The sequence below is a fragment of the Pseudarthrobacter linnaei genome (assembly GCF_055412825.1).
In genome coordinates this window covers 35,391-41,390 of sequence record NZ_JBVAYX010000030.1, presented here as the reverse complement: position 1 = coordinate 41,390, position 6,000 = coordinate 35,391, and the positions used below count along the sequence as shown (strand labels likewise).

The 6,000-nt window shown below is 70.0% G+C and carries 4 protein-coding genes and 1 pseudogene; 3 read left to right on the top strand and 2 right to left on the bottom strand.

The features are described 5' to 3' along the window. Window positions 1–864 (bottom strand): annotated as a pseudogene (locus ACZYZ3_RS17760) (hypothetical protein); the annotation flags it as partial. Window positions 865–1,273: 409 nt separating this feature from the next. Here ACZYZ3_RS17760 and acs point away from each other — a divergent pair. The 3 genes from acs to ACZYZ3_RS17745 are packed head-to-tail and all read left to right on the top strand — an operon-like array spanning window position 1,274 to window position 4,981. Next, window positions 1,274–3,304, top strand: coding sequence for an acetate--CoA ligase (gene acs, locus ACZYZ3_RS17755; protein ID WP_463965123.1), 2,031 nt, complete (start codon window positions 1,274–1,276; stop codon window positions 3,302–3,304). Between the two features lie 43 nt (window positions 3,305–3,347). Next, a complete protein-coding gene (locus ACZYZ3_RS17750) occupies window positions 3,348–4,589 on the top strand; it encodes a flavin monoamine oxidase family protein (protein ID WP_463965121.1) in 1,242 nt (413 codons plus the stop codon). Next, window positions 4,586–4,981, top strand: coding sequence for an SRPBCC family protein (locus tag ACZYZ3_RS17745; protein ID WP_463965120.1), 396 nt, complete (start codon window positions 4,586–4,588; stop codon window positions 4,979–4,981). Before ACZYZ3_RS17750 ends, ACZYZ3_RS17745 begins: the two co-directional genes overlap by 4 nt. Window positions 4,982–5,012: 31 nt before the next feature. Here ACZYZ3_RS17745 and ACZYZ3_RS17740 read toward each other — a convergent pair whose 3' ends face one another. Continuing rightward, entirely contained in the window at window positions 5,013–5,990 is a 978-nt protein-coding gene (locus ACZYZ3_RS17740; protein ID WP_463965119.1) for an SMP-30/gluconolactonase/LRE family protein, read from the bottom strand. Window positions 5,991–6,000: the final 10 nt, after the last annotated feature.

Genomic DNA, 6,000 nt, shown 5'->3' with positions numbered 1-6,000 from the left:
CCGGGCCGGTGCGGCCTGGGCCGCGGCCGGCGTCGCGGCCGCGGGGCGACCTGCCGCGGTGCCGCCTGTTGCCGGGCCCGAAATTGCCGCGCCAACGGCCGCTCCGGCCGCTGCGGCCGTGCCGGTAGCAACTGCGCTTGAAGCGCCAGCGGCGCCGGACGGTCCGCCCGGCCTCATCCGCTTCGCCCAACCGGCGACGGCGCCGGTGCCGGCGGCCTTCGGTGCGGTCTCGTCCCTGGCCTCTTTCGGCGCCTTGGGGGCGTGCGGCTTGCGGACGGGGACCGCCGTCTCGCGGGCCACGATGTGGGCGGGGGTTTCTGCGCGGTCCAGGAAGTCTCCGGCGAAGAAGGGGATCAGGCGGCCCAGCACGGTGGCAGCGAAGAGCCCGAGGGCGCCGACGAGGGCCAGCAGCATACTGGGGACATAGCTGCCCGCGACGGCCAGGAAGAAGAACGCGACAGCGAAGGACGCCACCACGGAGCCGAACTGGTCCACCGACAGGGAGCCGATGCGGATCTTCGTTCCGGGACTGAGCCGGCGCGCCACGAACAGGGCAGTAACAATCACCGGAAGGAGAATCCCGAGGCCCAGGAAGAACAGGCTGCCCAGGTTCCACAGGTTGTAGCGGACGGCAAACATCGGGATCAGCGAGGCCACAAACAGAATCAGCGTCGAGCCGAACACCGTGAGATCACGGATGGTGAACGGACCGAGGACCGCCTGGTTCGTCTTGCCGGCCGCCTGCCCGCTGGCCTTGTCAACCGTGAAACGGGGTGCTTCCCCGAAGCCGCCGGACCGGTCCGCGCCGCCGTTGCCCTGGCTTTGGGCGGGCGGCTTAAGCTGCCCGTTTGTTTGCTCGTTCATTCGGTTCTCCTTAGCATGGCGGCACTCTGGACAGCGCCGTCTAACGGCAGGCCAAGACGGGACCGCGAGCGGTCCCGTTGCCTCCATCGGATGTCACAATTCCATCTCAGCCTAGTCAAGTGGCACGCCGATCACTAGCTGACAAGCCGGGGACGGCCGTACGGAACCGGACCGCGCCAAAACCCCCGCAGGCCGCCGAACCACCATTCGTCGCTTAACAAACACCGCTCACGGTTCACTGTGTGACGCGGCACACGTTGGGGGCGGCGCAGGCGTTAGTGTGTATTTCGGAACAGCTCTTTGCGGTACGCCCGTGACCAGCCGACGCCCGATGACGCGCAAGCGGCCCGGCGCTGCGGAGGCACGGGGGTCCCCGCGCAGCACGGATCGATGAATGATGAGGTTCACCATGTCCCAGCAGACCCCCGGCTCCACGACGGCGCAGGCTCCCCAGCGCGATGCCTTCGAAAACCTGTCGCAGGAGAACCGCAAGTTCGCCCCCTCCCCCGAGTTCGCCGCCAACGCGGTGGTCACCGCCGCGGACTACGCCGAGGCCGACGCCGACCGGCCCGCCTTCTGGGCGAAGCAGGCCCGTGAGCTGCTGAGCTGGAGCAAAGACTTCAGCCAGGCCCTGGACTGGTCCACGCCGCCCTTCGCCAAGTGGTTCGTCGGAGGCGAGATCAACGCCGCGTACAACGCGCTGGACCGCCACGTCGAGGCCGGCCACGGGGACCGCGTCGCCATCTACTTCGAGGGCGAACCGGGCGATACCCGCACCTACACCTATGCTCAGCTCACCGACGAGGTCAAGCGGGCCGCCAACGCCTTCGAGTCCCTCGGCGTCGCCAAGGGCGACCGCGTGGCCGTATACCTGCCGATGATTCCCGAGGCCGTCATCACGCTGCTGGCCTGCGCCCGGATCGGCGCCATCCACTCCGTGGTGTTCGGCGGCTTCTCCGCGGAGGCGCTCCGGTCCCGGATCGACGACGCCGAGGCCAAGCTTGTCGTCACCGCGGACGGTACCTACCGGCGCGGCAAGCCCAGCGCGCTCAAGCCCGCCGTCGACGAGGCCCTCGCCCATGAGGGAGATGGTAGCGGGCACACCGTGCAGAACGTCGTTGTCGTCAAGCGCAACGGCCAGGACGTCGACTGGCACGAGGGCCGCGACCACTGGTGGGCCGACACCGTCGGGACCGCCTCCGCCGAGCACACCGCCGTCGGGCACGACGCGGAACACCCACTCTTTATCCTTTACACCTCCGGGACCACCGGCAAACCCAAGGGCATCCTGCACACCACCGGCGGCTACCTCGCCCAGGGCGCTTACACGCACAAGGCCGTCTTCGACCTCAGGCCGGAAACGGACGTCTACTGGTGCACGGCCGACGTCGGCTGGATCACCGGGCACTCCTACGTCGCCTACGCCCCGCTCATCAATGGCGCCACCCAGGTGATCTACGAGGGCACCCCGGATTCCCCGCACCAGGGCCGCTGGTGGGAGATCGTGGAGAAGTACAAGGTCTCCATCCTCTACACCGCCCCCACCGCCATCCGGACGTTCATGAAGTGGGGCAAGGAGATCCCCGCGAAGTCGGACCTCTCCTCGATCCGCGTCCTGGGCTCCGTCGGGGAACCCATTAACCCCGAAGCGTGGATGTGGTACCGCGAGGTCATCGGCGGCAACGCCGGCAAGAACGGCGAGCGCAAGGAAAACCCGGCCCCGATCGTGGACACCTGGTGGCAGACCGAAACCGGCGCCCAGATGATCGCGCCGCTGCCCGGCGTGACAGCCACCAAGCCCGGCTCCGCCCAGGTCCCGTTGCCCGGCATCGCCGTGGACGTCGTGGACGAAGCCGGCGAGTCCGTGCCCAACGGCTCCGGCGGCTACCTCGTGATCCGCGAACCGTGGCCGGCCATGCTGCGCGGCATCTGGGGCGACCCGGAGCGCTTCAAGGAAACTTACTGGTCCCGCTTCGAGACCATGTACTTCGCCGGGGACGGCGCCAAGAAGGACGAGGACGGCGACATCTGGCTGCTCGGCCGGGTCGATGACGTGATGAACATTTCCGGCCACCGGCTCTCCACCGCCGAGATCGAATCAGCGCTGGTTTCCCACCCAGCGGTGGCGGAGGCCGCCGTCGTGGGCGCCGCGGACGAGACCACCGGCCAGTCGGTCGTCGCCTTCGTGATCCTGCGCGGGGATGCCGTGGACACCGGGGACGCGATCGTCCAGGAGCTCCGGAACCACGTCAGCAAGGAGATCGGCCCGATCGCCAAGCCCAAGACCATCCTCGTGGTGCCCGAACTGCCCAAGACCCGTTCGGGCAAGATCATGCGCCGTTTGCTCAAAGACGTCGCGGAAGGACGCGAAGTCGGCGACGCCACCACCCTGGCCGACAACACCGTGATGGCCCAGATAGCGCAATCGCTGAGAAAGTGAGCAAGGACCTGGTCCGGGCCGGCCAGGGCAGGACGTTGCCGCGATGACCGACGCGTGTGACGTGCTGGTGGTCGGCGCCGGCCTGGCCGGGCTGCAATGCGCCCGGGAGCTGCAGGCCGCCGGGCGCGAGGTGCAGGTGTGGGAGGCCTCGGACGATGTCGGGGGCCGGATCCGGACCGACCGGGTCGACGGCTTCCTGGTGGACCGCGGGTTTCAGGTGCTGAATCCCGCCTACCCCGCGGTCCGCCGCTGGGTCGACGTCGAGGCCCTGGCGCTGCAGGCTTTCGGTGCCGGCCTCCGGGTCCGCCGCGAGGACTCCCTGGCCGTCCTCGCCCATCCCGTCCGTGAGCCGCGCCTGATCCTGCAGACCCTGCGCAGCGGGCTGTTGGGCCCCCGCTCTGTCGCGGGGCTGCTGCGGTGGGCGGCCCCGGCGTTCGCCGGCCGCCGGCGGCATCCCTCCAGAGACGTTCCCCTGAGGCAGGCCCTGGACCGGGCCGGATGCGCCGGCGAACTGCGCAGGGCAGTGGACCGGTTCCTTGCCGGAGTCCTGCTCGAAGACGAGGGCAGCACCTCCAACGACTTCGCGCTGCAGCTGATGCGCGTCTTTGCGACCGGGGTGCCCGGGCTGCCGCGCGACGGCATGCAGGCCCTCCCCCGGCAGCTGGAGGACAGCCTCACCACCCCGGTCCGCCTTTCGACCCGGGTGGAGTCGATCACTCCGGACGGGGACGCGGCCCTGGTCACCGCCGCGGATTCCCGGCTCCGGGCCCGCCATGTTGTCCTCGCCGCCGATCCGGTTAATGCCGCCAGGCTGGCCGGCGGCACCGTCCCGGCCATGAAGGGGGTGCTGACGCACTGGTTCGCTGCCGACGCGGCTCCCAGCGCGGCGGACATGCTCTACGTCGATGCCCGCACGCACCCGGCCGGGCCGCTGGTCAACGCGGCCGTCATCTCCAACGCGGCGCCCAGTTACGCCCCCGCCGGGCGGCACCTGATCCAGACCTCCGCGCTGCTGGGCCCTGGCCGGCCGGTCCCGACCGACGACGACGTCCTCCGCCACGCCGCGGAGCTTTTCGGTTCCTCCACGGCCGGCTGGGAGCTGGTGGCACGCCACGAGGTCCCGCAGGCCCTGCCCCTGCAGCCGCCGCCGTTGCGGTCCCGGCAGCCGATGGAGGGCCCGTCCGGGCTGGTCATCTGCGGGGACCACCGGGAGACGGCGTCCATCAACGGTGCGCTCGTCAGCGGCCACCGCGCCGCCCTTGCCATCCTCGGACGCCCCCGGTGACCTTTTCCGTGTCGCGCCGGATCGCCGCGTCCGCGGAGGATGTCTGGGCGCTGCTCACCGATACCGGGAAGTGGCCGGACTGGGGGCCGTCGATCACCGGCGTCGAGCCGGCCGGCGGAGTCCCCGCCGGGCCCGCAACCGGAGGGCTGGCGCCGGGCAGCCGCGGCAGGGTCCGCACCGTCCTGGGCGCGGCGCTGCCGTACACCGTGACGGCGTTTGAGCCCGGACGGTCCTGGTCCTGGTCCGTGGCGGGGGTCCCGGCCACGGGCCACCGGGTCGTTCCGCAGGACGGCGGCTGCCTCGTCACGTTCACGGTCCCGTGGTGGGCACCGGCCTACCTTCCGGTGTGCGCCGTGGCGCTGCGCCGGATCGAGCGGCTCGCGACCCGTTAGGCCTTCTGCCACCGCCGGTTAGCCCGGACTCTCAGCCGCCGGAGCAGGCCCGGACGAGGACAACCTCGAAGCTGGTTGCTGCGGGGGTGGCGAACTTCGCATTGACCAAAGCGAGAGTATCGCCGAACAGCGCCGCCGTCGTCGGGACGTCGAAGTCCTTGCTGGTGATGACTTCCTGCACCTCGCCGCTGCGCAGCGAGCCGTTCAGGTCGATCCTGCTGACCTGGTTGAGGAAGTTCTGCACGGCCCAGAGCGTGTCGCCACGGACGGCGATGCCGTCCACGTTCGTCACGGTGACAGGGGCCCCGGAGGAGTCCGTGACCTTGATCAGCTTGTTCGATCCGTCATCGGGGTCCACGGCGTAGAGGGCGCCGCGGCCCGTGTGGGAGACGATCAGCCGGTCGCCGTCGTCGGCCGCGGCGATGCCGTTGAGGTTGAAACCCCCATCCACGGTGCCGGCGGGCGCATCGAGCGACAGGGTCCGGGCGTCGCCCGGTTGCCCGTCGCGGCTGATCGGGATCCGGTAGAGCTCACCGGCCCGGGAGTTGGTGAACCACGCGCCGTCCCGGGTCACGGTGACGTCGTTGATGAAACCGGCACCGGCCGGCGCCAGGTCGTAGACTTTCACGGTCTTTTTCGTCTCGAGGTCATAGACATAGGCCTGGCCGGTGGCGCCCCCTGCGACGAAGAGCAGGTCGTTGTCCCGGTCGACTTTCATGCCGACGGCTGCCCGGCCCTCCGGCGCCGTGAGGAACAGTCTTGCCGTGCCTTTCCCGATGTCTCCCCGGAAGATGTTCCCGTTGAGCAGGTCGCCGGCGAAAAACGTGTCACCCTCCCCTGCGGCGATGCCTTCAGCGCCGGTGGCGCCGGGGAGCCTGATCACCGGGGACCGCTCATCCCGGTCCGTGCCGGAAGCGGCGGCCAGGGGCGCCGGCACGAGGAACGCCGCAAGGGCGATGATGCCCACAGCGGTTCTGCGGATTGATTTTCCTGCATGATTGTTGCGCATGATGTGCTCC

Coding starts and splice junctions, on each gene's coding strand:
- acs (WP_463965123.1), top strand. CDS start 1,274: ATGTCCCAGCAGACCCCCGGCTCCACGACGGCGCAGGCTCCCCAGCGC.
- ACZYZ3_RS17750 (WP_463965121.1), top strand. CDS start 3,348: ATGACCGACGCGTGTGACGTGCTGGTGGTCGGCGCCGGCCTGGCCGGG.
- ACZYZ3_RS17740 (WP_463965119.1), bottom strand. CDS start 5,990: ATGCGCAACAATCATGCAGGAAAATCAATCCGCAGAACCGCTGTGGGC.